The organism is Sphingobium subterraneum (assembly GCF_014199435.1).
GTDB lineage: Bacteria > Pseudomonadota > Alphaproteobacteria > Sphingomonadales > Sphingomonadaceae > Sphingobium > Sphingobium subterraneum.
The window spans coordinates 1,187,628-1,213,142 of sequence record NZ_JACIJP010000001.1 but is presented as its reverse complement, the minus strand read 5'-3'; the positions used below and the strand labels follow the sequence as shown (position 1 = coordinate 1,213,142).

Sequence of the window (25,515 nt, the reverse complement as noted above, 5' to 3'; positions counted from 1 at the left end):
TATCCCCCTGTTTCTCAGCGGCGGGACTGACAGGATGATGCGGGTCTTGCTCATGATTGCGGTGCTCGCGACGACTCTGTGGATGTCCGATATGCGCGCTCGTGCGACCCCGTGCCACGCCATGTCGAGCGTCACTGCGCATGAGCAGGGCAGTATGCATATGGAACAAACCAAGCGGGACGATCATCCTGCGACGGCACCGATGCACTGCGCAATGAATTGCGCCGTGATCATTGCCGTTGCTCCCCATGTCGGGGAGGCCGTCGTGGTCCTTCGCGAATCGGTTTCCTTTCCCGCGGTCGCCCCCTTGGTGGACGACCCTGTGGCGATCGACCTTCCTCCTCCCAAGATCTGATCACGGATCATGACGGCCGTGGCCGTCTTTCCCTGATTCCGTTTGTCGCGCCGTGGTGCGCGGGGAGATCTGTTATGAAAAATTACCCTGTCGGCAGGCGCAACCTGCTGCGGTCGGCGCTGTTTGGAAGTGGCGCGCTGGCTATGAACTCGTTGTTTCCGGCCTGGGCGAAGACCGGCACTCACGGACTGGCGTCCAAGGACCGCACGGTGTTGTCGGGCGAATCCTTGGCGCTGACCATCGCGCGCAAGGATTTCCAACTGGATGGACGCGTCGGGCATGCGGTGACGGCCAATGGGACGCTGCCAGCGCCGCTCATCCGCCTGAAGGAAGGTCAGCGGTTCCGGATGGCCGTTACGAACCACCTCAACGAGGATACCTCGATCCACTGGCACGGCCTGCTCGTCCCTCCTGCCATGGATGGAGTGCCGGGCATCAGCTTTCCGGGCATCCGGCCGGGTGAAACCTTCGTCTATGATTTTCCGGTCCGCCAGAGCGGCACATATTGGTACCACAGTCATTCGGGGCTTCAGGAACAGCAGGGCCACTACGGCCCCATCGTCATCGACCCCGCGGGCGCCGATCCGGTACCCTATGAACGGGAGCATGTGATTGTACTGTCCGACTGGAGCTTCCTCCACCCCCATGAAATCGTCGGTCTCCTCAAGAAGCAGGGCGGCTTTTTTAATCGCGGCAAGCAGGCCTTGACCAGCCCCAACCGCGTTTCATCCCAGACAAACAAAAGCTTCGCGCAAATGCGCATGGACCCAACCGACATCTCCGACGTCAGCGCGGCGGCATACACATTTCTAATGAATGGGCATTCCCCGGACGAAAACTGGACGGGGCTGTTCCATGCGGGCGAGCGGGTCCGGCTCCGGCTCATCAATGCTTCGGCCATGTCGATCTACAATTTCCGCATTCCCGGTCTTCCGCTGACCATCGTGTCGGTCGACGGCCAGAATGTCCGGCCGGTCGAAACCGACGAGTTCCAGATTTCGCCCGCCGAAACCTACGACATGATCGTGACGCCCGCAGGCGAGCAGGCCTACACGATCGTTGCGGAAAGCATCGATCGCACCGGCATGGCACGGGGAACGCTCGCACCCCGCATGGGCATGAGCGCTGCGATTCCGCCGCTTCGCGAACGACCCACGCTGAAAATGGTCGACATGGGCATGGGCGGTGGATCTGGGCATCAGATGGGCGGGCATAACATGGGCGCGATGGCCACCAAGCCAGAAGCGTCCATGCCGCACGGGTCGGGCCATGCCGGACATGACACACCCGAGCTGCCCGAAAAGGCTCCAGATGCCGCATCGCATGGCGGGGGCATGGGGCACAGCATGCGCGATCCCAAAATTGCCGGGTTCGAACTCAATCCGGGTGTCGACATGATCTCACCCATGCCCGCCGACCGCACGGGCTATCCTGGGCTTGGGCTGGAAAATGTCGGCCACCGGGTGCTGACCTATCGGGATCTGGAAGCGGCTACGCCAAATGTCGATACCCGTCCGCCCGAACGGCAGCTGGACATCCACCTGACGGGGAACATGGAGCGGTTCATGTGGTCGTTCGACGGAAAGAAGCTCAGCGAAAACCCGGACCCGATCCGCTTCGCCCGCAACGAACGCGTGCGGGTCAAGCTGATCAACGACACGATGATGACCCATCCCATCCACCTGCACGGGCATTTTTTCGAGATCGTGAACGGCAAACCGCCCGCGAGGCAACCGAAGAAACACACCTTGACCGTCCAGCCGGGCGGGACGGCGAGTTTCGATCTGACGGCCGATGAACCGGGCGACTGGGCGTTTCACTGCCATCTGCTGTTACACATGCACGCAGGCATGATGCGTGTCGTCACAGTCCGTCCGCTGGAAGGAGAGGCATGATGAGGGTATTTCTTGCGACTTCGATCGCCCTTGCCTTGTCCTCAACCGGCCATGCGCAGCAAATGGATCCTGCGAAGGATGGGCATCACATGGATCATGGCGGCATGGCCATGCCTGGTGGAAATCCGCCATCAGACCCTCCCATGCCCATGGATCACAGCATGCACGCGGGCGACTCGATGCCCCCGTCCTCCGATCCCGCGCCGATGGATCACAGCATGCATTCCGGTCATGCCATGCCTTCGCCGTCTGCCGGAAAGGGCAATGGGGCGGCCGCTCCATCGGGCCATGGCATGGCGGGCGGGCACATGCACCATGGCCCTGTGCCTGGCGATCCTCCGCACAAGCCGGTCGATGGGCGGGCACTGACCGGTCCCGCGCACGCCGCCGATCTCAGCTATGATCCGGCGGTCATGGCGAAGGCACGCGCGAACATGATACGCGAGCATGGCGAGATGACCTTTGCCAAGGTGATGCTGGACCGGCTGGAAACGAAGATTGTTGACGGCAAGGATGGCTATGCCTGGGAAGGCGACCTGTGGACGGGCAACGATATCGACAAGCTCTGGATCAAGAGCGAAGGCGAGGGAAGCTTCGATGCGGCGCCCGAGCAGGTCGAGGTCCAGGCCTTGTGGAGCCATGCCATCGGTCCCTGGTTCGATGTGCAGCTGGGTGCCCGGCATGATTTCCGGCCCAACCCGGACCGGACGTACGGGGTCGTCGGCGTTCGGGGACTTCTCCCGTATTGGCTGGAGGTGGATGGCGCGCTGTTTCTCTCCCAGAAGGGCGATGTGACGGCGCGTGGGGAAGTCGAGTATGACCTGCGCATCACACCGAAGCTGATTTTGCAGCCGCGCGCGGAAGTGAATCTGGCGGCACAGAATGTTCCGGAGATCGGTGTCGGTGCGGGTCTGACCCAGGCAGAGCTTGGCTTGCGGTTGCGCTATCATGTAACCCAGCAATTCGCGCCCTATGTCGGGGTCCAGTGGGAAAGCGCCTTCGGCAGGACGAGACGGTATCTGCGTGCCGAGGGCGAAGACCCATCCCGTGCGGCCGTGGTGCTGGGCCTAAGAGCCTGGTTCTAGGGTTCTTGAGCGTTCCGTCCTGATGTCGTTCGAAAGCCGCCGCGCATGATTTGTATGTTGTCAGCGTCCAAGGGGGGCATTAGGTTCGCAGCGTGGAAATCGGCAGAAAAACAACGAACGACACGGCCGCGTTGCAGGATGCCGCAGCGACTCTCAGACAGAACGGCGGCCTTGGCCAACAGGGTCTGCTCGTCGATCTGTTCGATTATCTGCTGAAAACGACAATCGAAGGCAGATCGCCCAAGGAAAGCGAGATCGCGATCGAGGTATTCGGTCGCGATCCCGCGTTCAACCCGACGGAAGACGCCACCGTGCGGGTCTACATCCACCGCCTGCGCAAGAAAATTGGCGATGCCTATGTCTCGGGTCAGATCGCCGGGTCGAGAGTGGTACTCCCACGCGGCGAATACCGCCTTGAACTGATGCGGGAGGAAAAAGGCGGGGCTCCCGAAAAGCCGTCCTTCAAGAGGATGGGCGGACTGGTCGCTGGGGTCGTGATCGGCGCTGGGCTGGTGCTGCTCGTCAATCTGCTCTGGTCTTCCAATGCGCCGGACCGCTTTGCAGAAGTGCGGCAATCGGTCGTCTGGAAGCTTCTCGCCGGATCGTCTCGCCCTACCTCCATCGTGCTGGGCGACTATGTCATGCCGCCCCCGGGCCATGACTATGGAATGCTGATGATGCCGGTGGCCGGGGGCGCCGCGTTGCAGGCGATCCTGCCGGTGCTGGGAAGCATGGACAGCAAATGGGGCGATCCCCGCCTCATTTCCATGTCGGAAACGACGCCCGACCGCATCAAGCTGAGCAACATCGTCTATCTCGGGCGGCTCGACACGATGGGTGATCTCGCCAAGCCATGGCAGTCGGTTTCGCGGCTGCGGCTGTCCAGCGGGAATGAATGGTATATCAAGGGCGTCAACATCGCGATGAACCGCGAGCGAACGGAAATCGAGGTGGCGAGCAGCACGCACCGGGATTTCGCCTATATCGCGACCTTTCCCGGACCCAACGACACCCGCGTCGTCATTATCGGCGGCGTGGAGAGCGCTGGGCTTGCGCAGGCCGCCGAAATCGCGATCAGCCCGAAATTCCTGTCCGAGCTTGCCAGTAAGGTGGGCGGCGCTCATGATTTCGAGGCGGTCTATGACGTTCGGACCATGGGAACGACGAATATCGGCGCATCGCTGCTGTATTCCGGCCCCATCAACGCGCGGAATATCTGGTCAGCGCAGGATCCATAAACTCAGGGGATTGTCGACGCTGGTCAGCGTCGCGAGCACTCTTACCGAACGCAAGTGCTCGGGTCGGCCGGAACATACATCTCGGCCTTTATGCGCCATTGGCCATCCGGGCGTTCCCACCGTGTCAGGTAACAGCCGGCCATACTGCGGTCGGTCCAGCGGCCTTCCCAGACGCCGCGCTCCATAGCCAGCCCATCGGTGACGGCGATCCGGTTAGGGCTGCGGACATAGCGCAGAAACTTGGGATCAGAAAAACTCTTGTCGAAGGCCGCCTGCATTTTTACGCGCCCGGTGAGGAGCGACCCGCCGCTCGTGACGATAATTGTCTCGTCCGTCATGGGTGCTACCGCATTTTTACTGTCATGCGCTGCGATGGCGGCGTTCGATGCCTTTCGCAGTTCCGCGATCCGAGTCTCGTCAGCGGACACAGGCCGGGCGGACGAGGGATGGGGGGCACAGACCGTACCGATCACGGCGATCAGCGCCGGGAGGACGTTCTGGCAGGCGCGTGGGGTCTTCATTTCTGCGCGGTCACGATCAGGTTGACCGCCACGTTGGCCGGGATGCTCTGCGGATCGGCAAACTGGCCCTGACCCACGCCGAAAAGGAGCCGGTTGACGGCCACCTGCGCGCGCATGACCGCCACATTGCCCTTTATGTCCAGCTGGAAGGGCAGCTTCAGGGGCTTTTTGATGCCGCGTATTTCCAGTGTTCCCGCCGCTTCGTATCGGTTCCCGCCCAGCGCGCGGAAGCTGGTGGAGACGAACTTGGCGGTCGGGAATTTGGCGACGTAGAACCAGTCCTTTTCGGGCAGCGATGTGTCGCGCGAGGAGTCGCCTGTCGCCGCGGAGGCGAGATCGATCGTGGCGGCCACCGAAGAATGGGCGAGATCCGTCGGGTCGAACAGGATCCGGGCATTCCAGCGTTTAAACTGTCCCGTAAACGCGTCACCGCCAAAACTGCTACGGAATTCCACCTTCGACCTGGCGCTGTTCATTTTCCAGACGGCGGGCGATTTGGCCTCACCCGGCAGAGGTGCCCAGGTGAGTGCGGACAATGCGAAGCCTGCGATGATACGAACAAGGGGTGTGGGAGTCATGACGGCCGTTCTTTGCGGAGGAAGGAGAGGGGCAGCATCCGGTAGAGGACGCTGACCGGTCCGGAAAACTGGTGTTTGAGCGCGCCCGTAACATGGAGCGCGATCAAGCCGTAGGTCAGATAGGTGAGCAGCACATGCACGTCGCCTACCGTGCCGGATAGCGCCTTTTTCTTGGCCAAGGACAGTTGGGTAAGCGGTCCGATGTCCGGCCAGGGTATCATGTTGAACAGCACCGTCGGGATGTTGAGCGGACTGGCTGAGACCACGATCCAGCCGGTCAGCGGCAGGCCAAGCATGATGCCGTAGAACGCCCCATGAACCGTCTTCGAGAGCATTCGCTGCCATCCCGCCACGCCATCGGGATAGGGCGGGGCGGTGTAACTCAAACGAATAGCGATCCTGATCAGCGTAAGCAGCAGAACAGTGATGCCGATCGACTTGTGAAGCTGGAAGACCCGGAACTGATCCATCCCGGCAAGCGCCTCCATCCGGAGGCCAATGACCAGATTGGCGATCAGCAACAGGGCGATCATCCAGTGCAGGATGATCGCGCGTGCGGGGTAGCGGCTTCGCTCGTGGGGTCTCACGCCTGTCCCTTATTTTTTCAGGGCGAATTCGACTTCGATCGCCAGCGCAACGTCGTCAGCAACCGGCCCGACCAGCGCGGTCATGCCGAAATCCGAGCGCTTGACGTTGAGCGTACCTGAAAAGCCCATCTTTTGCGCCGATCCCAGGGTTGCATAGCCATGGTAGACGACCGGCAGGCTGACGGTCTTGCTCTTGCCCATCATGGTCAGCGTTCCCGTCATGACGCCCTTGTTGCCGGAACCCGGCGTAATGGATGTCGAACTGAAGCTGATGTCCGGATATTGGGCGACGTTGAAGAATTTCGAGCCCGCCAGTTCGGTGTCGAGCGCCGCGACCCCGGTGCGGACCGACGCGGGTTTCAGACTGACCTTCACCTGTGCCTTCGTGGGCTGCGCGGGGTCATAGGTGTAGCTGGCGTCGAAATCGGTAAAGTTGAACGTGAAGTAGGAAAGCCCAACGTGCAGGATCTTGCCCGTCACGCTCGCATGCGCCTTGTCGAGCACGTACGTGCCTGCGGGGGCCTTGGACGGGCTGGAATCGGCCGCCAGGGCGATACCGGGAAAGCCGCCGGCCACAGCACTCAGAAACATCAACATAGGACGCATAATTCACCTCAAAACTTTTGATATAAGAACGTTGTGTTTATATAAAAAACTTGTAACAATGTTCATCAACCGTTTCAAGGCGATGTTGCAAGGTTATTCCGTTTGGAAATTGATTTTTCTGTTGATATATGAAACCAACAGGGCGTCAAGAATCATTTGAAAAGGATTGATGAAGCGATGAAGGATACGAAAAACGGCCATCGGTCCCTATGGTTCAAGGGTGCATTGCTGTGCCTCGGAGTGTCGGCCATCAGCCTTGCTGGTGCGGTGACTGCGGAAGCGCCTCCCGCCGCCCCCGCGCAGTCTGCCGGTGCGGCAGCTCCCGCTGGCAAGCCCGCCGGGGAGCCGCTGGCCAATGGCATCCCGTACAGTGAAGTGGTGCGCTATTCTCTGGCCAAGGAACAGGTCCCGACCGCCGCGCCGACCAGCGTGCCCCGGATCGATGGCCATCCGGATTTCAGCGGTATGTGGTTGCAGGATCAGGGCATCCTGTTCAGCGACCCCACGCCCAAGCATCACAGCGGATCGCATCCGGGCTATGACGACAGCCTCAATCCGCCGCCGTTCAACGATGAATATGCCGCCCGGTACAAGGCGTTTAAGGAGCGCGTCGCCAAAGAGGGCTATAACCGTCAGTATGACTGCGACCCGCCGGGCATGCCGCGCCTGATGGCGAACCCGTTTCCGATGGAGCTGATCCAGACCAAGGATAAGCTCGTTACGCTGCATGAATATAAGAGCCAGATGCGGCGCATTTATCTCGACGGGCGCGCAATGCCGAGTGAGGATGACTACACGCCCTCGTTCAACGGCGTATCGATCGGCAAGTGGGATGGTGAAACACTGGTGTCCGAGACCGGCCTGATCGATGTGCCCGCGGGCAAGCTCATCCAGATTACCGGTATCGAGCACAGCGACAAGCTCAAGATCATCGAGCGGGTGCGTTTCCTGACCAAGGATCGCATCGAATGGGAAATCACGATGGTCGACCCAGTCGTTTTCACGAAGCCCTGGGTGAACCGGCGCAGCTTTTCGCGCAAGCCGCTGACCACCACCGTGCCGGAATATGAATGCCTGGCCGGCGAACTGATCAAGGAGCTGGGCTACACCAAGGCCGCAGCCCCGGCCCCTGCCAAGTAACGGAGCGAGGACCAACATGAAGAAGATATTGATCGCACTCTCGGCATTCTCATCGCTTCTGGTGCCCATCGCGGCCATCGCGCATCACAGCTTCGCGGATTATGACGACAAAAAGAAGCTGACGCTGACAGGCACGCTGACCGAGGTTGAATTTCGCAATCCGCACATCCGGCTTGGCATGGACGTCAAACGCGGCGGCAAGGTTGAGCAGTGGGAGTTCAGCGGCCCCAGCCCGATCGACTGGCGTCGGGAAGGGTGGGTCAAGAGCGACTTCGTAGTCGGACAGCCGCTGACCATTACCGGCTTTCCCAAGCGCGACGGGTCCAAGCATCTGTCGGTCAACATCCTGAAGAATGCCGCAGGCAAAACCTTCGGTCAGGAAGTGAAGTAAGAACTGCGTCCTGGCCGCCCGCGAGGGCGGTCCAGGCAACCGGCAAACAGAGGATGAACGATGCTCGCTGAATTTGCGACATGGATAAGCACGACCTCGCTCAGTGAAACTTTCAAGAACGTGAGCTGGCTTGTGCCGCTGAGCCAAAGTATCCACATTCTGTCGATCGCCGCGGTTCTGTCCGCCTATCTGTTCCTGTGCGCGCGGGCGTTGGGGGTGTTCGCCGCCAACCAGTCGATGCTGACCCTTGAACGGCGGTTCCTGCCCTGGGTCTGGTACGGGCTTCTTCTCCTGCTCGTCACCGGCTGCCTGCAGATCATCGCCGAGCCGGAGCGGTCCATCACCAATCCGTTTTTCCAGTACAAGATGCTGGCGTTACTCGTCGTCATCGTGATCACGTTGCCGCTGCGCAGAAAGATCGCGGAGGTGGGCGCGAACGACACGCCCGGGCCGATCGTAACAGCACCGTTGCTCGCGATTTTCGGGTTGCTGTTGTTCATCATCTTTTGCGGGCGTTGGATCGCCTACTCAGCGTACAGCTGATTGGGGAGGGAGAAAAGAATGACACCTCCGGACTTTATTCTCGCCATCGCCGAAAAGCTGTCGGCCAGTAGCCTTGGCACGACCATTGCGGAGTCGAGCTGGTTTTTCCCCGCGCTGGAAGTGGCGCATGTCATCGGCCTGACCATCGTGGTCGGCACGATCGCTGTGGTTGACCTGCGCTTGCTGAATGCTTCGTTCCGGCATCGGCCGATCACCCGACTGACGGAAGAGACGCTGCCGTTCACCTACACGGGGTTTGGCCTTGCGGTCATAACAGGGCTGTTGATGTTCATATCCGATGCGGTGACCTATGTGGAAAACCCCGCCCTGCAGCTCAAATTTGCGCTGCTGATCATCGCTGGGATCAACATCGCGATTTTTCACCGCATGACTTACAAGAATGTGGCCGGGTGGGATCTGGATGTCGTTCCGCCCTTTGCTGCGCGCATGGCTGGTGCCGTCTCGTTGGCGAGCTGGGTCCTGATCGTGGTCTGTGGACGCTGGATCGCCTTTATCGAATGAACGCGTCCGCCCTCAACGGGGCGCCGCCGGATCCGGGTCCTCGCTATCCGCGATAAGCCATAGCGAGACGGCCCACGCCGCGACATTCTGCGAGAGTGCAGCCGGATCGATGGCGCTCAGCACGTCGTTTGCGTTGTGGTGGGTGTCGAACTGGCTGGATGCATCCTGAAACAGGCGGAAGGCGGGAATGCCCGTTGCCTGAAGCACGCTGATGTCGGGTCCGCCTGCCCGGGGCGCTTCGGCCAGGACGCTGACGCCAAGCGGCGATAGCGCCGAACGCAGGCGCACCACGAGATCGCCATTCTCCGGCGCGCCGATGGCAAGCCTGAGTACCCGGCCCGCGCCTCCATCGCTCTCCGCAACAAGGGCAAGCGGGGGGGTGGCCGTCGCATGGCGGGCGGCATAGGCGCGTGCGCCCGCGAAGGTGTTGACGGGTTCCGGCTGGCTGACCTCTTCGGCGCCAAACCAGACGATACGGATGGTGCGGCGTGGCCTGACGGGCAAATCCCGGACTAACTTGGCCGCAGCGGTGACGACGGCGATGCCGAAGCCATCGTCAACCGCACCTGTTCCCTGTTCCCAGCTATCGAGATGCGCACTGACGAGGATCGCCTTGGCGGCGGGATCGCGCCCATCGATTTCCGCCACAACATTGTGCGAGCGGCTTTTGCCTGTCCAGCCCGCGCTGGATGACAGCCGGAGCCTGACTGGTCCCAGCCTGGCCAGACGCCCGAGTTGCTCTGCATCGGGCGGGGCAAGGGCAAAAGCCGGGAAGGGCGTCTTTTCGGGACGAGCGGCTCCCCCGTTAGCGGTGCGCTCTTTCTGGGTGCCGAGTCCGCGCATCAGATACCCGACTGCGCCGCGCTCGGCCGCTTCGCGTGCGCCGTTCATGCGGATGGCGATGGCCCGGCTGTACCCGCTCCCATCCTGCGTGCGGGGGATGGCTTCCAGCACAACGGCGATTTTGCCGGCCAATGCCTCAGGCGTAGCCGCCTTGAAGGCGGCGTAGGTTGGAAACACAGCCGCGAAGGCCTCTACAGACGCACCGGTCGTGCCGCCCAAGGGCGTCACGACGAGCTGCTGGGGGTTTGGCGCCACGATGGTCGCGAAATAGGTGCCTGGTTCCCACGTCTCGAGCGCGAACGGCTCTGCCGCGGCATGGGCAAAGCCCATGTCGCGCAATGTGGCCGCACCCCAGAGCGCAGCGGCCTGTTCACTCGGTGATCCGGCGGGACGCGCGCCGAACAGGGTCGTCAGTTGCTCTACGAGTTTCCAGGCCGTGGAATCCGTGAGCGCCTTTTCGCGCAAATGATCGATGGACAGCGCGGTGTCTGGCCCGGCGATGGCTGCACCCGGCCAGGCCATGGAAGCGAGGAAGAGGGTGAGGGGCGCAGCTGCGCGTATCGCCTGCTTCATCCTGCCACTTTTGCCTTCGCCAGGTCCGACCCGATGCGGGCGGACACCGCGCGGGCGCGTTCCACCACGGGTGTGCGCCTGCTTTTCACACCTTGATAGACGGCGGGTGGCGCGGTTTCGGGGCGACCCGCGTTGAACGGCGGTTCCGGCGCATATTCGATGGTGAGCTGTATCGATTCGGCGCGTTCCTGTCCGCGCAGGAGCGCCGCAAGCGTGAGGCCGAAATCGATACCCGCGGTAACGCCGCCCCCGGTTAGCCGGTTGCGATCCTGCACGACCCGGTTCGCCATGGGAATTGCGCCGAAATGGGACAGCTGATCGCGCACCGTCCAATGGCTTGCGGCCTTGTAACCTTCCAGCAGACCTGCAGCGCCGAGGATGAGCGAGCCTGTGCAGTCGCTGGTGACGTATCGCGCGGTCTGGCCCTGATGCCGCAGGAACGCGATAACATCCGGATCCTGCATCGCGTCGATCGTCCCTTCCAGACCGCCCGGCGAAAAGAGGACATCGAGTGCGTCGGGGCAGTCTTCGAACCGGGTGGACGGTGTCACCGGAATCCCCACTTCCGTGCTGACCGGATCCAGGCTTTTCCAGACCAGATGAATCTCCGCGCCGATCTGGTTGAAGACGGTCAACGGACCGATGAGATCCTGCATCACCATTTTGGGAAATACGAGCATGGCGATTTTCAGCCGGTCCGGTCCTCGGCCCGCAATGCCCAACGTACCTGGCGGCACGATCTTCGGCTGCGTTGCTGGACCGGATGCGGCGGAAGCGGGGGCCTGTGCCATCATATACCCGCCCATTCCCAGCGCGACGGCGGATTGAAGGAAATGTCGGCGTCCTGCCGTATGCCCGGTTGGGTGGGCGCTTTCGAACGTCATGGTCGGCTCCTTCGCTATGCCGCTAATGGGCGGATGTGATGGATCTGATTGCTAGAGGCTTCACGGCGATGCGGAAATGCCAAAGACCCTTCAAATCCGGCCGATCGGGTGCGGGCATTTCGACGCGCCAGCGGCCAACCGGGCGATCATTCGGCACGGACATGCGCGCCAAACCGTGTGCGATAGTCCGCAGGCGTGAGTGCGAGCCGCCGCAGGAAAACCCGGCGGAGATTTTGTTCGTCCCCAAATCCGGCGAGCGCGGCGACCTGCTTGAGGGGAATTTCCCTGCTTTCCAGCAACCCGCACGCCGCCTCGAAGCGAATGGATTCGACGGTTTTGGCGGGCGTGTGCCCGATCCGGTCCACATAGATGCGGCTGAACGAGCGGACCGACATACCCGCCTGGATAGCGAGCTTTTCGACCCTAAGATCCGCAGTCAGATTGTTCCGGATCCAGGCATGAAGGTCGGAGAAGGAGCCATCCATTCGGCTCTGAAACTGCAACGGCGCGGAAAACTGGGCCTGACCGCCGGAGCGTTTCATGAACACCACCAGACGGCGGGCGGCTTCGATGGCGACGCGATAGCCGTAGTCCTGCTCAATCAACGCGAGGGTAAGGTCGATGCCTGCGGTGACTCCGGCCGAGGTCCAAATCGGTCCGTCCTGGATGAAGAGGGAGTCGGGTTCGACGCGGACGTTCGGGTGTTCGGCCTGGAGCTGCTTCGCCCATTGCCAGTGGGTCGTGGCCCGCCGATCCTCAAGCAGACCCGCTGCGGCGAGGATAAAGGCGCCCGCGCAGATGGAACCGATACGGCGGGCGCGATCGTGCCAGCCCGCGATCCATTCGACGAGATCGGGCGGCACGATCGGTCGGCCATCCCGGCTTCCCCCACCGAGCAGGATCGTATCGATCGCGCGGTCTTCGATATCGCTCAGCCGCACCGTAATGATCGGCACGCCGGACGATGTCAGAATGGGTCCGCCGGACAGGGATGCCATGATGGTCTCGTATCGGGTGGGCGCAGCGCGAGTGTCTTCACAGGCTTGCAACGCTTCCAGCGGTCCCACAAGATCGAGGAGGTTCACGCCATCGAAGGCCAGCAGGACCATGCGCTTGCGGGAGATCGCGATGGGGGAGGATAACGTGGGGGAGGGCGGCATGGCGGCGAAGGTCCCGGACTGAAAAATACCCATCCTGTCTGTGCCAAGCGTAAAATATTTTATAGACAAACAAAAGGTTCTTATATAAAATTTTTAACCGACGCGTGGTTCGTTGGATGGCGTATTCGATCAGCCCGCTCTTTGCCTCCTCTCAGCCAAAACGAGAAAATGATGACCTTATCCGGCACGACCGCGAACCTGAATGATTTTCCGCTGAGCGTGTTCACCGAAGCCAAAAGTCGCCTGGCGGGCATTGCGATCGAGACGCCGCTTATTCGGCTGGAAGGCGGGAGGCGCAACGACATCTTCCTGAAACTGGAAAATCTGCAACCGGTTGGTTCGTTCAAGATCCGCTGCGCCGCCAATGCGCTGGTAGCCCGGAAGGATCGATTGAAGGGCGGAGTGTCGACGGCCAGCGCGGGGAATTTTGCGCAGGGCCTCGCCTTTGCGGGCAAGGCGCTGGGGATCGAGGTCACGACCTATGTACCGGATTTCGCAGCTAAAAGTAAGATAGCGGCGCTGGCCCGCATGGGTTCCAAGGTGATTTCGCTGCCGTTCGAAGAGTGGTGGGCGATGCTTTCGCAACCCAATGATGATCCGAACTTCATCCATCCGGTCAAGGAACCCGAAGGACTGGCGGGCAACGGAACGATCGCGCTCGAGATCCTTGATCGCCTGCCGGATGTGGCGACGGTCATTGCGCCCTATGGCGGGGGTGGGCTGTCTACCGGCCTCGGCCTCGCGTTCGCCGCCGCCGGGACAGGCACGAAGGTAATCGCCGCCGAAACGGAGGCTGGGGCGCCGCTGACCGCATCCTTCGCCGCGGGCGAGCCGGTGAAGGTCGATTTCGATCCCAACACCTTTATCACCGGGATGGGCGGGCCGCAGATCCTCGCCGACATGTGGCCGCTTGCCCGGAAATATATCGCGGGTACGGCCGTCGTGACCCTGGAGCAGACTGCCGATGCGATCCGGATGATGGCCAAGGAAGCCCATGTCATCGCCGAAGGTGCGGGGGGCGCTCCCGTCGCGGCGGCGCTTGCGGGGGATTTTCCGGGTCCGGTCGTGTGCGTGGTTTCGGGCGGTCATCTTGATGCCAACCACCTGATTTCGATCCTGCAGGGAAACACGCCGTGATGTCTGACAAGAGCGGCGAATTTCGCGTTCTCGACAAGGCGGCTATCGCTTCTGCATTGCCGATGTCGGAATGCATCGACCTGATGAAGGAAACGATGGAAACGGTGTCGCGGCGGCGCATCGAAATGCCACTGCGTATGATCATGCCGGTTCCGGGCAGCGATTCCCACCTCGGGATCATGCCGGGCTATATCGAATCGCCCCAAGTGTGGGGCACCAAGCTGATCTGTCTGGTGCCGGAAAATCCCAAACGAGGCCTGTCGTCCCACACAGGTGTCGTGCTTCTCTATGACGTCGAGACCGGTCAGCTTCGTGCGCTGCTCGACGCGGCAGCCATTACCGCGCTGCGGACACCTGCAGCAACGGCAGCGGCCAGCCGGGTGCTCGCACGGCCGGATGCCACAAGCCTTGCCATTCTGGGAACGGGGGAGCAGGCGCACGGGCATTTCGAGGCGCTTGAACTGGTTCACCGCCCCACCCGGATTTTCATCTGGGGCCGAAGCAGGGAGGCCGCGACCCAATTCCGCGATGCCGTGGCGCCGGCCACCCGTGCGACGGTGACGGTCTGCGAGACAGTCGAGGAAGCGGTGCGCGAAGCGGATGTCGTCTGTTCCGTGACCGCTGCCACCGACCCGATCATCGAAGGCCGTTGGATCGCTCCGGGCACCCATGTGAACCTGGTCGGATCGAGCATTCCCGCGAAGAGTGAGATCGACGCGGACGGTGTGGCGCAGGCGCGCTATTTTGTCGATTATCGCCCTTCGGCCGAAGCGCAGGCCGGTGAGCTGAAGCGCGCCATCGCCGCAGGGGTTGTAACGCTTGATCACATTCTGGGGGAAATCGGCGATGTGCATCTGGGACTATGCCCCGGCCGGACCGATGACCGGGACATCACCATTTACAAATCGCTGGGTGTATCCGCGCAGGATCTGACAACGTCGCAGCGCATTTATGAGGCGGCGTGCGCCAGAGACCTGGGTCAGAAGGCTGCCCTCTGACACTTGCTCTGGCGCGCAGACCTACCTTTTCGCTGTGATCGACCCACCCCGCCGCGGGGCGGGCGTTCCCTAGAGAGCCGGATGTCGCGCGGGAAGATCGAGGATCTGGCGCGCTTCGTCCGGTGTGACGATCGTCCCGCCCAGATTTTCCACGAGCGAAACGCCTTTCTCCACGAGTTGGGCATTGTCGCGGGTCAGCTTTCCCGCGCTGATGTGCAGCGTGTCCTCCATGCCGATCCGGACATGCCCGCCAAGCAGCCACGCCTGCGCGAGCATGGGGTAGGACGCACGACCAATGCCGAACGCCGCCCAGATCGAGCCCTCCGGCAATTGCGACTGCAGGAAGAACAATGTCGCCGGATCCGCCTGAGCGCCGTACCGCACACCCAGGACGAGCTGGATCATCGGCTTGGACGGAAGAACGCCCTTTTTGATCAGCACTTTCGCCAGCGCCACGTCGCCGCTGTCGAACAGTTCAAGCTCCGGTTTGACGCCCGCCGCCAGTATCGCATTTGCCATCAGTTCGACATTGTCGGGCGTGTTGATGACGACGGCGCTGCCCGAAAACATCGTATTGAGATCGAGCGTGCAGATTTCCGGCCGGTGCTTGATAACATGGGCGATGCGCAGGGCAGGGTGGACCAACGTGGTGCCTTCGCCTGCCACCGCCGGATCGTCTGCGCCAGGAACATAGCGCCCGCCTTCGCCGGTCGTCAGGTTCAGGATGATGTCGCTGCCCGACTGGCGAATACGATCAACGATTTCGTCGAAATATTTGACTTCGCGCGTTCCCTTGCCGGTCTCCGGGTCGCGCGCATGGATGTGCGCGATCGCGGCGCCCGCCTTGCCGGCGGCGATGGCCGCCTCGGCAATTTCCTTCGGAGTAACGGGCAGGCCGGGATGCTGGTCGCGGCGGGTGATATTGCCTGTGACGGCACAGGTCAGGATGGTGGGACGTCCCATGAGTGCCGCCTACGCCGCGGCCGCGAAAGACGAGAGCACGCCGTCCATGGACGTCTGCAACTTGTCCACGAGTTCCGTCAGGTGGTCCGACGTGGAAATGAAGGGAGGGGCCACGAGCACATGATCGCCCGCCTCGCCGTTGATGCATCCTTGCGACGGGTAGCAGATGAGACCGTTTTGCTGCGCGACGTGCTTGATCCGCCCCGCGATGTTTTTCTCGACAGGGAAGGGCTGCTTCGTTTCCCGGTTTTCAACCAGTTCCAGGGTCCAGAAAAGCCCACGGCCACGAATGTCACCCACATGGGGATGGTCCCCGAAGGCCGTGCGCAGCTTTGCTTCCAGCTCCGCGCCCAGCCGTCGGACATTGCCGAGCAGGTCGTTGCGTTCCATGATGTCGAGGACGGACTTCGCCGCGGCGCACGCGACCGAATGCCCCATATAGGTATGCCCGTTGGAAAGCATTCCCGATCCGTCGTACAGGGCCGAAATGACTTTCTCGCTCGCCATGGCGGCGCCGATCGGCTGGTAGCCTGCCCCCAGACCCTTGGCGATGGTGATGATATCGGGCGTGATTCCTTCCTGTGCGGACACGAAATAATCGCCGCAGCGGCCCATGCCGCACATCACTTCGTCAGCAATCAACAAGATGCCATATTGGTCGCAAATCGCGCGTATGCCCTTGAAATAGCCTGGCACCGCCGCAAGCGAACCCAATGTTGCCCCCGATATCGGCTCGACCATCAGGGCGGCGATTGTTTCCGGACCGGCTGCCTCAATGGTCTGGACAAATTCGTCCAGCAAACGCGTGCAATAGTCTTGCTCGCTTTCACCGGGGCGGCCCTCGCGATAATAATAGCAGGACGAAATCAGCAGATTGTCGATCAGCATCGGTTCGTAGATCGCGCGGCGCTGCGTATGTCCGCCCGCGCCGAGCGCGCCTATGCTGTTACCGTGGTAGCTCATGCGCCGGGCCATGAAGCGATGACGCTTATGGTCGTTGCGCTCGACATGATATTGCCGGGCGAGCTTCATCGCGACTTCATTGGCTTCCGATCCGCTGCCGACGAACGCTGCCTTGCCGCGCCCGAACCCTTCGGGAGCGAGCGAGATCAGCTTTTCAGCAAGATCCTCAGCCGGTCGGGACGTAAAATAGGATGTATGCGCGAACTCGAGGGAGCGAATCTGGTCGCACAGCGCGTCGACCATATCCGGATGCCCATGCCCGAGGCAGGACACGGCGGCGCCGCCGGAGGCATCGAGATATTCCTTGCCGGCGGCGTCATAAAGATAAACCCCTTCCCCTCGCACGGCCATGGGTAGATTGAGGTTGAGATTCCGATGCAGAACCGAAGACACACGGCCCCCTTAAAATTTGAAATTGTTTTTCATCTAAAACAGATGTTGCCATAAAAAACAAGTTCTTTTATACGCCCGAATAGACGAACCGGCAGAACGCCCTCGGACAGGGGGTGGACGCCCGAGGTCTGCGCAAAGGGCGTGCATTGCGCCGACAAATACTGTTGATTGTCAAAACCGGCAGATCTTCGAGGGCATCCAACACGATGTTACCGTTTAAAAATGTGATGATCCTGGATTTGACGCACGTCCTTGCGGGTCCTTACGCCACCTACCAGTTCGCACTGCTCGGCGCTGACGTTATCAAGGTGGAAAACCCGACCGATCCGGATTGCGCACGGGGACGCGGACCGTCCATCGATTTGGCGGCCGAGGGGCGCGGCTTGAATTATATGGTGCAGGCAGCCAACAAGCGGGCGCTGGCGCTCGACCTGAAGACAAAGGTCGGGCGGGAGGCCTTCCTCCGTCTTGCCGAACGCGCGGATGTCGTGGTCGAGAATTACAGCCCCGGCGTGATGGATACGCTCGATCTGAGCGCCGACCTGCTCATGAAGCGGAATCCGCGCCTTATCCATTGCTCGATCAACGGCTTTGGCGGCGGAGCGGGCTCTGCCCAATCCCTCAAGGCCTATGACAATGTGATACAGGCCGCCAGCGGCAATATGGCCCAGACCGGGAAGTCCGGCCCGCCGGTCAAGACGGGCGCGTCGATGATCGATTATTTTACCGGCATGTCAGCAGCCTTCGCTATTTCGGCAGCACTCCACGAGCGCGCGGCGAGCGGGGTGGGGCAGCATGTGCAATGCGCGATGTTCGATTGCGCGCTGGCGCTGATGGCGCCGGAGATCGCCGCTCACCTTTTCGAGGGCGCGCGCAGGACCGTGCCCTCGGAGGCGGGGCTCGGGACTTATGACACGGCGGATGGCCAGTTGATGCTGGGCGCGTTCACTCCTGAACAGGTCCGGACGCTGTGGCGTTCTCTGGGCGAGGCCGAGTTCGTTGTTGAAGGGTGGGACGATGTCTGGAAATCCTCGCCTGCGATGCGCGAGCGGCTGACCACAATATTTGCCACGGAGACCGCATCGGAATGGGAAGCGCGCCTCAATGGCGTCGGTATACCGGCTCAGCGGGTCCGAACTCTGGACGAGGCGTTGGCCGACCCGGCGCTGGCACGGCCGCATTTCCTCAAAGCCCTGCGGACGCACGCGGGCGATGTCACCGTTCCGCTCAGCCCCTTCACCCTGGAGCGGGACGGCCCGACGATCACCGCACCGCCGCCGCGCGTAGGGGAGCATGGCGAAGCGATCTTGCGCGAGCATGGCTTTGACGAGAGCGAAATTGCATCGCTGCGCAGCGAAGGCGCGATACCATGAGCGCGCCGGTATCGATGGTAGAGGCACAGCTCTTCTCCCGACTTCCAGAGGCGCTGCATTATAAAGGGTCGCCGAACGCCTGGGTGCAGATGACGCGACCAGGCCAGCGCCTGCACTCGTTTCTCGAAGGCCCGGCGTTCGACCGCGATGGCGTGCTGTGGCTGGCCGATGTTCCCTATGGACGGATCTTTACGGTTTCGCCGCAGGGAGAGTGGACGCTTGCGCTCGAATATGACGGCGAGCCTCATGGTCTTGCGTTTGACGGTTCTGGCGATCTGCTGATAGCGGATTACAGGAATGGGCTGCTGACGTGGAACGGTGGGCCGAATCCACCGGAGACGCTCGTGACAAAGGCCGATGGTGCACCGTTGCAGGGCATTGCGGATCTGGTGGTGGCCGACGACGGCACCGTGTGGCTCACCGAGCCGGGGCGCAGCAGCCTGTCCAATCCCTATGGCCGCCTGCTCAAGGTCGACGCCGGGGCGAGCGAAGCGGTAACGGTCCTCGCCAACCTGCCTTATCCGAACAGCGTCGCGCTGTCTCCCGATGGGCGCCTGCTTTACCTGTCGCTCACGCGTTCGAACACGATCTGGCGGCTGATGACGCAGGGGCCGGAAACGCCCCCCATGGCTGGGGTTCATATCCAGCTTTCCGGCGGGCTGGGACCGGATGGTCTTGCCGTTCACCCGCGCGGTCTGCTTGCCGCGGCGCAGGCGCAGGCCGGACGCGCTTATGTGTTCGATTCCCTTGGCGACAAGGTAGCGCACATCGCGACGCCGGGCGGCACGTGGACCACGGCGGTCCGCTTTTCCCAGGATGGGCGGCAGCTGTTCATCGTCGAGGCGCAATCCGGCTCGATCTACAGCGCCGACATCGCTTCACTCCTTCCCCAAACCGACACCACAGAAAGACCCCTATGACCCGTCTCGACCGATCCACCCTCCACGGCTTTGTTCCCGCCGTCGTTACTCCCTTTGCGGCGGATGGCTCGATTGTCGATGCCGATTTCAAGACGCTGGTCGAGCGTCTGATCGCATGCGGCGCGACGGGCATTTGCGTGGCGGGCGACAATGGAGAGAGCTGGAATCTTTCGATCGATGAACGGGCTCACCTGACGCGTCTTGCGGTGGAGGCGGCGGCCGGACGCGTGCCGATTATCACGGGCGTGAGCGCGCCCAGCGCGCAGCAGACGATCGCTTATGCCAAGGCCGCCGACGCGGCAGGTGCTGCGGCCGTGCTCGCCATGCCGCAGACCTATGTCATCAAGGCAACGCGCGAAGAACTGGTGGCGCGCTTTTCGCGTCTTTCGGACGCGACCGACATTCCGGTGATCCTGTATAATTCGCCTCGCCGGACCCAGATCGAACTCAGTCTGGCGGACATCGACGCGATCATGGGATGCGTGCCGGTCATCGGCATCAAGGAGTCGCATCGCGACTTTTTCCATCTCACCCACCTGATCGAGCAGTTTGCCGAGCGCATGGCCATCATGGTCGGGCCAAGCCATTATATCCTGCCCGGCATCGCCCTGGGCGCAGCGGGTTTCATCGCGACCGGCCCGGAACTTCTCGGCGCGAAAGCGGGAGAGATCACCGCGATCGCGCGGCAGGCGCCATCGGCCGAGAGCGCGCACCTGCATTTCCAGCTGACCGCGCTCTATGAACTGCTGATGGGTACCGGAACGTGGCCGTCCTCGTTCAAGGCGGCGCTCAACCTGCTGGGCTGGCCTGCGGGCATTCCGCGTGATCCTGTCCTGCCGATCGCCGGACCAGCGTTGCAGGCGATTGAAAAGCGTCTTGGCGAACTCGGGCTGCGGTAGGCATGGCTGATCTGCGGATAGCGGGATTTGCGCAGGGCCGGGCGAAGGTCACGATCCTGTTCGACGGCCGCCCCGTCGATGCGCTGGAGGGCGAGAGCATTGCGGCAGCCCTGTGGGCGGCGGGGATACGCCGGTTGCGCACCGCTCCCAATAACGGAGGTGCACGAGGTCCGTTCTGTATGATGGGCCTGTGTCAGGAATGCGTCGTCGAAATCGACGGTCAGGTCGTGGAGGCCTGTCGCCGGACGGTCAGCGACGGCTTGAAAATTGTGTCCCGGCCATGACTGAGCAACCGCATTTCGATGTGATCGTGATCGGCGGCGGTCCGGCGGGTGTCGCCGCTGCCGTACAGGCGGACGCCAAACGCTTGTCCGTGCTTCTGATCGATGAGCAGGAGCGGGCGGGCGGGCAGGTCTATCGCTGGAACGGTGTGGGCATCGATGCTGGACCGGGCGCAGAGATGCGCGCCCGTCTGGCGGCGAGCGGCGTCCGGACAGCGTTTTCGCACCGCTGTTGGCATGTCCAGCCGGACCGGACGGTGCGCTGCACTGGACCCGACGGCAACATGACTTTCACGGCCGATGCGCTGATCCTTGCGACCGGAGCCAGCGAACGGGTGACGCCAGTGCCGGGATGGACGACGCCGGGTGTTGTCGGACTGGCGGCCGCGACCATTCTCCTCAAGAGCGAGGGGGTGCTCCCCGGCCGGAATGTCGTGGTCGCGGGTTGCGGGCCGCTGCTGCTGTTCGTGGCCGCGAAGATCATCGCAGGCGGGGGCCAAGTGGCGGCGATCGTCGACCGGAACGGGCCATCGGACTGGTTGTCCTGCCTGCCTGCGGCGATGACCAACCCCAAGCTGGGCATGGAAGGCGCGGGTTGGGCTCTCTCGCTGCTCAAGCGAGGAACGCCGATCCATTTCAACAGCAGGATCGTCGCAGTCAACGGCGATGACGAGGTGCAAGCGGTGTCGGTCGCGGCCGTTGGGGAGAACGCCAGCTCTTCGGCCCACAGCATCGCCTGCGACGCGCTCTGCTATGGCGATGGGCTGATGCCCGCGACGGAAATGACCCGGCTGCTGCACGCCGACCATGATTTCGACGCGGCGCTGGGCGGGTGGCACGTCCGCGCCGACGCCCATCGGCGCACCAGCTTGGATCGTATTTACGCCTGCGGGGATGGCGCGGGCGTGATGGGCGCCGCCGCAGCTCCGGTGCAGGGGCGGATCGCGGCGCTGGCGGCGGCGTGGGATCTGGGCAAAATGGACGAAGCCCGTTTCGAAGCGGAAACGCAGCGCCTGTCCCGGTACGGCCAGCGCGTTTCGCGGTTTGGCGCGGCCATGACGGGGCTCACCGTGGCCGGGGTGCGCGTGCCGCTCACGGGTTCAGAAATGATCTGCCGGTGCGAGTCGGTCTCTCATGACGAATTGGAGCGGGCGGTGGCTGCCGGGGCTGTCACGGTCAATGCGGTCAAGGCCGCCACCCGTTGCGGCATGGGGCCGTGCGGAGGCCGCTATTGCGTTCCGTCGGTGGCTAAGATCATCGCCGCGCACGAGCAGGTCGATGTGTCGCGCATAGCGCCCGGAACCGCGCGTCCGCCGCTGCGCCCGGTGCCGGTCGGCACGCTCATGGGCGATTTCGCCTATGAGGACATTCCCTTTCGCGAGCCGGCGCCGCTATGACGGCGCACTTTGACCTGATCGTGATCGGTGGCGGCATCATGGGATGCGCGTCCGCGATCCGTGCCGCCCAGCATGGCATGCGCGTGGCGATGATCGAGCGGGCGTCGATCGGCGGCGGCGCGTCCGGCGTCAATGCGGGGACGCTTTCGCTCCAGATCAAGCGGGTGAAGCTGATGCCCTATGCCCTGGCGGGCCACCGGATCTGGGAGGAGGCGGGTGAGCAGGTCGGCTTTGCGAAAACCGGCGGGCTCACTCTGGCCTTTACCGACGTCGAGGCGGAACAGCTGCGCGAACGGATGACCGCCAAGCGTGAGGCGGGCGCGCCGATCCACTTCCTGTCGCAAGCGGAAGTCCGGGAAAAAGCGCCAAACCTGTGCGAACGGGTGAAATTGGCGAGCTGGTGTGCGGAGGATGGCTATGCCAACTCCAGCCTGACGGGCACTTACTATCGCGCTGCCTTGCGCGAGGCCGGTGTCACGATCATCGAGGGCGCGGATGCGCCGCTCCTGGCGCGCGCCAAAGGCGGGTTCCAAGCGCGCATTGCCGACGAAGAGGTGCATGGAACGCGTATCCTGCTGGCCTGTGGAGCGGGCCTCGAACCGGCCATGGCGATGTTTGGGGTGCACATTCCCGTGCGGGTGCGGGTCAACAGCGTATCGGTGACCGAGCGGGCGCCCCGGCTGGTCGATCCGGTCATCGGGCACGTCACGGGCCTTCTGACGCTCAAGCAAAAGGGCAACGGAACGGTGCTGATCGGCGGGGGATGGCAGGGCCGGATCGATGAGCGAACCGGCGCGAGCGAGGTCGACCCCGAAACCATCATCCCCAATCTGCAACTCGCTCAGTTCGTGCTGCCCGCGCTCGCAAGGCTGCGGGTGGTGCGGTGCTGGACAGGCTTTGAAGTCAACGTTGCGGATTTCTATCCCCTTGCCGGACCGCTGCCGGGAGTCGAGGGCGCCTATGTGCTCGGCTGCGTGCGGGGCGGCTATACGATCGGTCCTTATATCGGGCGCCTGATGGGCGATCTGATCGCGGGGCGGGAACCTGAAATGCCCCTGTTCGACCCGGCGAGGCTGCTGGCGGCCGCCGTGCAGTGACCACATATATTTCTGGAGCAACGCAATGACATCATCGAGACTGGCGGGGAAAACGGCGATCGTGACCGGCGGCGGCACGGGGATAGGGCGCGCGATTGCGCAACTGTTCGCGCAGGAAGGCGCCGAGGTTGTCGTTGCGGGGCGAACCGCCGCCGCGCTCCAGCAGACAGTGGAGCCGTTCGGCGGTTATGTACAGCTGTGCGATGTAACGCAGGAAGCGCAGGTCGACGCCCTGTTTGCGGACACGCAAAAACGGTTCGGACGGATCGATATCCTGATCAATAACGCCGGTGCCAGCGGTCCGGTAAGCCCGCTGACCTCGGTCGACATGGGCGAATGGCGCGACTGCATTGAGCTGAACCTGTTCGGCGCCCTCTATTGCATGCGCGCCGCCGCCCGGATCATGAGCGCGCAGAAATCGGGATCGATCGTCAACATGTCGTCGCTGATGGGCCTGAAGGGCTATCCGATGCGCACCGCCTATTGCGCCACGAAATTCGCGATCATCGGCATTACCGAGGCGCTTGCCCGCGAAGTCGGTCCCGATGGCGTTCGCGTCAACGCACTGTGTCCGGGCGCCATCAGTGGGGAACTGATGGACCGGGTGATCGCTCGCCGGTCGGAAGCCGAAGGCAAGCCACCTGAGCAGATCATCTGGGAAAACTACACCAGCGTCGCCGCGCTGCAACGTTGGGTATCGCCCGAGGAAGTCGCTGAAGCGGCACTCTTCCTGGCCAGTGATGCCTCGGCGTCGATCACCGGCGACCGGCTGAAGGTCGATGCCGGTCGCTTTTAGCGCGGTTTAGTCCGAACGGACACGCTCGTCAGGCGTCGCATGCTCCAATTTCGTTGCGGTCAGTGGCGTTGGCTGACTGAAAATCGTTCGAGAATCGGGCGAACATTCCGTTGTTCCGGCGTGGCCCGGGACAACCTACGCCGCCCCTGTTCTTTGCGTCTAGTCATGATATGCCATATGTGACATAGGCAGTCATCTTCAACGCAATCTAGGGTGGAGCCTCATGACACAACTCACACTGGAACTGGCCAATCGCGTCATCGCTGAGGCCTTCAAGAAGGCGAGCGGTCTGTCGCTTGCACCGCTCAGCGTCGTGGTTGTGGATGCCGGAGGGCATGTGATTGCCTTCCAGCGCCAGGATGGCGCGTCGTTTGGTCGCCTGCAAATCGCGCTGGGAAAGGCGGCGGCCGCCTTGTCGCTGGGTGTGTCCTCGCGCAAGGTTGCCGATATGGCCATTGAGCGTCCGTGGTTCGTGGGATCGTTTGCCGCTGGTGCCCCGCACCCGGTGATCGCCGCCGCTGGCGGGCTGATTATCATCAATGACGCGGGAGCGGCCATCGGCGCGGTCGGCATAACAGGCGATACCAGTGACAACGACGAGCTGTGCGCGTCCACCGCCATTCTGGCAGCGGGATTGAAAGCGCGGGCATAGCGGCCATCGAGGAGGGCTTGCCGCGGGCAGAGATACACCCCTCAATAGCGCGGCGCATTCTGGGACCCGCAACTGTCAACCCCGCGTCATTATAAGTATTGGCCGTGGACCTCGTTGAAATATTCCTGATTTTTCGGATCATCGAAAATCGGCACTGCGGCCCCGTGATTTTCGAAGATCTCCAGAAATATGCAGCCATTTGCCGACGCGATCGCATCGCCGTAATTCTTTTCCGCAGGTACGATCTTGGCTTGGCCAGGCTGGAGCCAGGTTCCATCCATATACATGGCCCCATCGACAACCAGGTTGATGGCGTCACCGGGATGCATATGCCGCCCCCGCAGTCTGTCCGCCGGTCCTACGTTGACCCATACGATGCCGACCAAAGGCGCATCCTTGTCGCCGTCTTCACCGACCGGCAGCAGCGCGATGCGGGCATTCAAGCCGCGCTTGTGCCATGTGAATTTCGGATCGGTGATCGAGGTATAATAGCCGCGTCCGGCCGGAGTTGCTGTCTCGATGTCGCTCATTGGTTTCCCCGCAGCGTTCTTCGGTTGATCGAACAGGAAATCAAGGCCCTTTTTATGGATGTGTCCAATGCATTGTGGGCAACCCACCATGCGGAGAGCGCATCGCAACGTCGCTGATGCCGCCAAAAGGATATCCGCATCAGGTAGCTCATCATGCGCAATCCGCATATATATATCTGCATAATAAATTGGACA

The 25,515-nt window shown here is 62.3% G+C and carries 28 protein-coding genes; 18 read left to right on the top strand and 10 right to left on the bottom strand.

Annotated features, from left to right (window positions below):
- Positions 1-34: 34 nt before the first annotated feature.
- The 4 genes from FHS92_RS05850 to FHS92_RS05835 all read left to right on the top strand — a co-directional run bounded on the left by FHS92_RS05850 (position 35) and on the right by FHS92_RS05835 (position 4,573).
- Entirely contained in the window at positions 35-355 is a 321-nt protein-coding gene (locus tag FHS92_RS05850) for a hypothetical protein (RefSeq protein ID WP_184078334.1), read from the top strand.
- A gap of 74 nt (positions 356-429) precedes the next feature.
- Entirely contained in the window at positions 430-2,250 is a 1,821-nt protein-coding gene (locus FHS92_RS05845) for a copper resistance system multicopper oxidase (protein WP_184078332.1), read from the top strand.
- Positions 2,250-3,335: a copper resistance protein B gene (locus tag FHS92_RS05840; RefSeq protein WP_246351773.1), complete on the top strand. Its 1,086-nt coding sequence runs from the start codon at positions 2,250-2,252 to the stop codon at positions 3,333-3,335. The genes FHS92_RS05845 and FHS92_RS05840 overlap by 1 nt, the downstream gene beginning before the upstream one ends.
- A 92-nt stretch (positions 3,336-3,427) precedes the next feature.
- Complete coding sequence (locus tag FHS92_RS05835) at positions 3,428-4,573, top strand: helix-turn-helix domain-containing protein (protein WP_184078330.1); 1,146 nt, start codon at positions 3,428-3,430, stop codon at positions 4,571-4,573.
- A gap of 41 nt (positions 4,574-4,614) precedes the next feature.
- Here FHS92_RS05835 and FHS92_RS05830 read toward each other — a convergent pair whose 3' ends face one another.
- Genes FHS92_RS05830 through FHS92_RS05815 form a run of 4 tightly spaced genes read right to left on the bottom strand, consistent with a single transcriptional unit; the run spans position 4,615 to position 6,856 of the window.
- A complete protein-coding gene (locus FHS92_RS05830) occupies positions 4,615-5,094 on the bottom strand; it encodes a YybH family protein (RefSeq protein ID WP_184078328.1) in 480 nt (159 codons plus the stop codon).
- Positions 5,091-5,672 (bottom strand): YceI family protein, encoded by a 582-nt coding sequence (locus FHS92_RS05825; RefSeq protein ID WP_184078327.1) that lies wholly within the window; start codon positions 5,670-5,672, stop codon positions 5,091-5,093. The genes FHS92_RS05830 and FHS92_RS05825 overlap by 4 nt, the downstream gene beginning before the upstream one ends.
- Positions 5,669-6,259, bottom strand: coding sequence for a cytochrome b/b6 domain-containing protein (locus FHS92_RS05820; RefSeq protein ID WP_184078325.1), 591 nt, complete (start codon positions 6,257-6,259; stop codon positions 5,669-5,671). The genes FHS92_RS05825 and FHS92_RS05820 overlap by 4 nt, the downstream gene beginning before the upstream one ends.
- Before the next feature lie 9 nt (positions 6,260-6,268).
- Positions 6,269-6,856 carry a YceI family protein gene (locus FHS92_RS05815; RefSeq protein WP_184078323.1) on the bottom strand — a complete coding sequence of 196 codons (588 nt, stop codon included), beginning with the start codon at positions 6,854-6,856 and terminating at the stop codon, positions 6,269-6,271.
- Positions 6,857-7,042: 186 nt separating this feature from the next.
- Between FHS92_RS05815 and FHS92_RS05810 the strand changes: the two genes are divergently transcribed.
- The 4 genes from FHS92_RS05810 to FHS92_RS05795 are packed head-to-tail and all read left to right on the top strand — an operon-like array spanning position 7,043 to position 9,461.
- Positions 7,043-8,005, top strand: coding sequence for a hypothetical protein (locus tag FHS92_RS05810; protein ID WP_184078322.1), 963 nt, complete (start codon positions 7,043-7,045; stop codon positions 8,003-8,005).
- A 16-nt stretch (positions 8,006-8,021) separates the two neighbouring features.
- Positions 8,022-8,396 (top strand): DUF6152 family protein, encoded by a 375-nt coding sequence (locus tag FHS92_RS05805; RefSeq protein WP_184078320.1) that lies wholly within the window; start codon positions 8,022-8,024, stop codon positions 8,394-8,396.
- A gap of 60 nt (positions 8,397-8,456) precedes the next feature.
- Positions 8,457-8,939 carry a DUF6644 family protein gene (locus FHS92_RS05800; RefSeq protein ID WP_221230893.1) on the top strand — a complete coding sequence of 161 codons (483 nt, stop codon included), beginning with the start codon at positions 8,457-8,459 and terminating at the stop codon, positions 8,937-8,939.
- Between the two features lie 18 nt (positions 8,940-8,957).
- Entirely contained in the window at positions 8,958-9,461 is a 504-nt protein-coding gene (locus tag FHS92_RS05795; RefSeq protein ID WP_184078310.1) for a DUF6644 family protein, read from the top strand.
- Positions 9,462-9,473: 12 nt separating this feature from the next.
- Here FHS92_RS05795 and FHS92_RS05790 read toward each other — a convergent pair whose 3' ends face one another.
- The 3 genes from FHS92_RS05790 to FHS92_RS05780 all read right to left on the bottom strand — a co-directional run bounded on the left by FHS92_RS05790 (position 9,474) and on the right by FHS92_RS05780 (position 12,954).
- The gene (locus FHS92_RS05790; RefSeq protein ID WP_184078308.1) at positions 9,474-10,877 is read right to left on the bottom strand and encodes a M20/M25/M40 family metallo-hydrolase; all 1,404 of its coding nucleotides are present in this window, start codon (positions 10,875-10,877) and stop codon (positions 9,474-9,476) included.
- Positions 10,874-11,761 (bottom strand): DJ-1/PfpI family protein, encoded by an 888-nt coding sequence (locus FHS92_RS05785; RefSeq protein ID WP_184078306.1) that lies wholly within the window; start codon positions 11,759-11,761, stop codon positions 10,874-10,876. Before FHS92_RS05785 ends, FHS92_RS05790 begins: the two co-directional genes overlap by 4 nt.
- A gap of 146 nt (positions 11,762-11,907) precedes the next feature.
- The gene (locus FHS92_RS05780; protein WP_246351772.1) at positions 11,908-12,954 is read right to left on the bottom strand and encodes a GlxA family transcriptional regulator; all 1,047 of its coding nucleotides are present in this window, start codon (positions 12,952-12,954) and stop codon (positions 11,908-11,910) included.
- Positions 12,955-13,089: 135 nt separating this feature from the next.
- On the opposite strand from FHS92_RS05780, the gene FHS92_RS05775 reads away from it, so the two are divergent.
- Positions 13,090-14,058, top strand: a complete 969-nt coding sequence (locus tag FHS92_RS05775; protein ID WP_246351771.1) for a pyridoxal-phosphate dependent enzyme — start codon at positions 13,090-13,092, stop codon at positions 14,056-14,058.
- Positions 14,058-15,056, top strand: coding sequence for an ornithine cyclodeaminase family protein (locus FHS92_RS05770; protein ID WP_184078304.1), 999 nt, complete (start codon positions 14,058-14,060; stop codon positions 15,054-15,056). Before FHS92_RS05775 ends, FHS92_RS05770 begins: the two co-directional genes overlap by 1 nt.
- 69 nt (positions 15,057-15,125) lie before the next feature.
- On the opposite strand, the gene FHS92_RS05765 is transcribed toward FHS92_RS05770, so the two are convergent.
- Entirely contained in the window at positions 15,126-16,019 is an 894-nt protein-coding gene (locus FHS92_RS05765; protein WP_184078302.1) for a beta-keto acid cleavage family enzyme, read from the bottom strand.
- 9 nt (positions 16,020-16,028) lie between these two features.
- Entirely contained in the window at positions 16,029-17,375 is a 1,347-nt protein-coding gene (locus tag FHS92_RS05760; RefSeq protein WP_184078300.1) for an aspartate aminotransferase family protein, read from the bottom strand.
- Positions 17,376-17,581: 206 nt separating this feature from the next.
- Between FHS92_RS05760 and FHS92_RS05755 the strand changes: the two genes are divergently transcribed.
- From FHS92_RS05755 to FHS92_RS05720, 8 genes are all read left to right on the top strand, one after another.
- Positions 17,582-18,748, top strand: a complete 1,167-nt coding sequence (locus tag FHS92_RS05755; protein ID WP_221230892.1) for a CaiB/BaiF CoA transferase family protein — start codon at positions 17,582-17,584, stop codon at positions 18,746-18,748.
- Complete coding sequence (locus FHS92_RS05750) at positions 18,745-19,668, top strand: SMP-30/gluconolactonase/LRE family protein (protein ID WP_221230891.1); 924 nt, start codon at positions 18,745-18,747, stop codon at positions 19,666-19,668. Before FHS92_RS05755 ends, FHS92_RS05750 begins: the two co-directional genes overlap by 4 nt.
- Complete coding sequence (locus FHS92_RS05745) at positions 19,665-20,567, top strand: dihydrodipicolinate synthase family protein (protein WP_184078296.1); 903 nt, start codon at positions 19,665-19,667, stop codon at positions 20,565-20,567. Before FHS92_RS05750 ends, FHS92_RS05745 begins: the two co-directional genes overlap by 4 nt.
- 2 nt (positions 20,568-20,569) lie before the next feature.
- Positions 20,570-20,851, top strand: coding sequence for a (2Fe-2S)-binding protein (locus tag FHS92_RS05740; protein ID WP_184078294.1), 282 nt, complete (start codon positions 20,570-20,572; stop codon positions 20,849-20,851).
- On the top strand, positions 20,848-22,245 hold the full coding sequence (locus FHS92_RS05735; RefSeq protein WP_184078292.1) for an FAD/NAD(P)-dependent oxidoreductase: 1,398 nt from the start codon (positions 20,848-20,850) through the stop codon (positions 22,243-22,245). The genes FHS92_RS05740 and FHS92_RS05735 overlap by 4 nt, the downstream gene beginning before the upstream one ends.
- Positions 22,242-23,342, top strand: a complete 1,101-nt coding sequence (locus FHS92_RS05730) for an NAD(P)/FAD-dependent oxidoreductase (protein WP_184078290.1) — start codon at positions 22,242-22,244, stop codon at positions 23,340-23,342. The genes FHS92_RS05735 and FHS92_RS05730 overlap by 4 nt, the downstream gene beginning before the upstream one ends.
- Positions 23,343-23,367: 25 nt before the next feature.
- On the top strand, positions 23,368-24,138 hold the full coding sequence (locus tag FHS92_RS05725; protein ID WP_184078288.1) for an SDR family NAD(P)-dependent oxidoreductase: 771 nt from the start codon (positions 23,368-23,370) through the stop codon (positions 24,136-24,138).
- 223 nt (positions 24,139-24,361) lie between these two features.
- Positions 24,362-24,790, top strand: a complete 429-nt coding sequence (locus FHS92_RS05720) for a GlcG/HbpS family heme-binding protein (RefSeq protein ID WP_184078286.1) — start codon at positions 24,362-24,364, stop codon at positions 24,788-24,790.
- 89 nt (positions 24,791-24,879) lie between these two features.
- Here the strand turns inward: FHS92_RS05720 and FHS92_RS05715 are convergent, their stop codons facing one another.
- On the bottom strand, positions 24,880-25,488 hold the full coding sequence (locus tag FHS92_RS05715; RefSeq protein ID WP_184078284.1) for a hypothetical protein: 609 nt from the start codon (positions 25,486-25,488) through the stop codon (positions 24,880-24,882).
- Positions 25,489-25,515 lie beyond the last annotated feature (27 nt).

Excerpts from the sequence above, each read along its gene's own strand:
- FHS92_RS05755 (WP_221230892.1), top strand. The coding sequence starts at position 17,582 with ATGTTACCGTTTAAAAATGTGATGATCCTGGATTTGACGCACGTCCTT.
- FHS92_RS05795 (WP_184078310.1), top strand. The coding sequence starts at position 8,958 with ATGACACCTCCGGACTTTATTCTCGCCATCGCCGAAAAGCTGTCGGCC.
- FHS92_RS05740 (WP_184078294.1), top strand. The coding sequence starts at position 20,570 with ATGGCTGATCTGCGGATAGCGGGATTTGCGCAGGGCCGGGCGAAGGTC.
- FHS92_RS05770 (WP_184078304.1), top strand. The coding sequence starts at position 14,058 with ATGTCTGACAAGAGCGGCGAATTTCGCGTTCTCGACAAGGCGGCTATC.
- FHS92_RS05735 (WP_184078292.1), top strand. The coding sequence starts at position 20,848 with ATGACTGAGCAACCGCATTTCGATGTGATCGTGATCGGCGGCGGTCCG.
- FHS92_RS05775 (WP_246351771.1), top strand. The coding sequence starts at position 13,090 with ATGATGACCTTATCCGGCACGACCGCGAACCTGAATGATTTTCCGCTG.
- FHS92_RS05785 (WP_184078306.1), bottom strand. The coding sequence starts at position 11,761 with ATGACGTTCGAAAGCGCCCACCCAACCGGGCATACGGCAGGACGCCGA.
- FHS92_RS05850 (WP_184078334.1), top strand. The coding sequence starts at position 35 with ATGATGCGGGTCTTGCTCATGATTGCGGTGCTCGCGACGACTCTGTGG.
- FHS92_RS05825 (WP_184078327.1), bottom strand. The coding sequence starts at position 5,672 with ATGACTCCCACACCCCTTGTTCGTATCATCGCAGGCTTCGCATTGTCC.
- FHS92_RS05810 (WP_184078322.1), top strand. The coding sequence starts at position 7,043 with ATGAAGGATACGAAAAACGGCCATCGGTCCCTATGGTTCAAGGGTGCA.
- FHS92_RS05845 (WP_184078332.1), top strand. The coding sequence starts at position 430 with ATGAAAAATTACCCTGTCGGCAGGCGCAACCTGCTGCGGTCGGCGCTG.
- FHS92_RS05790 (WP_184078308.1), bottom strand. The coding sequence starts at position 10,877 with ATGAAGCAGGCGATACGCGCAGCTGCGCCCCTCACCCTCTTCCTCGCT.
- FHS92_RS05780 (WP_246351772.1), bottom strand. The coding sequence starts at position 12,954 with ATGGGTATTTTTCAGTCCGGGACCTTCGCCGCCATGCCGCCCTCCCCC.
- FHS92_RS05745 (WP_184078296.1), top strand. The coding sequence starts at position 19,665 with ATGACCCGTCTCGACCGATCCACCCTCCACGGCTTTGTTCCCGCCGTC.
- FHS92_RS05730 (WP_184078290.1), top strand. The coding sequence starts at position 22,242 with ATGACGGCGCACTTTGACCTGATCGTGATCGGTGGCGGCATCATGGGA.
- FHS92_RS05800 (WP_221230893.1), top strand. The coding sequence starts at position 8,457 with ATGCTCGCTGAATTTGCGACATGGATAAGCACGACCTCGCTCAGTGAA.
- FHS92_RS05725 (WP_184078288.1), top strand. The coding sequence starts at position 23,368 with ATGACATCATCGAGACTGGCGGGGAAAACGGCGATCGTGACCGGCGGC.
- FHS92_RS05830 (WP_184078328.1), bottom strand. The coding sequence starts at position 5,094 with ATGAAGACCCCACGCGCCTGCCAGAACGTCCTCCCGGCGCTGATCGCC.
- FHS92_RS05815 (WP_184078323.1), bottom strand. The coding sequence starts at position 6,856 with ATGTTGATGTTTCTGAGTGCTGTGGCCGGCGGCTTTCCCGGTATCGCC.
- FHS92_RS05805 (WP_184078320.1), top strand. The coding sequence starts at position 8,022 with ATGAAGAAGATATTGATCGCACTCTCGGCATTCTCATCGCTTCTGGTG.
- FHS92_RS05840 (WP_246351773.1), top strand. The coding sequence starts at position 2,250 with ATGAGGGTATTTCTTGCGACTTCGATCGCCCTTGCCTTGTCCTCAACC.
- FHS92_RS05765 (WP_184078302.1), bottom strand. The coding sequence starts at position 16,019 with ATGGGACGTCCCACCATCCTGACCTGTGCCGTCACAGGCAATATCACC.
- FHS92_RS05720 (WP_184078286.1), top strand. The coding sequence starts at position 24,362 with ATGACACAACTCACACTGGAACTGGCCAATCGCGTCATCGCTGAGGCC.
- FHS92_RS05750 (WP_221230891.1), top strand. The coding sequence starts at position 18,745 with ATGAGCGCGCCGGTATCGATGGTAGAGGCACAGCTCTTCTCCCGACTT.
- FHS92_RS05715 (WP_184078284.1), bottom strand. The coding sequence starts at position 25,488 with ATGCGGATTGCGCATGATGAGCTACCTGATGCGGATATCCTTTTGGCG.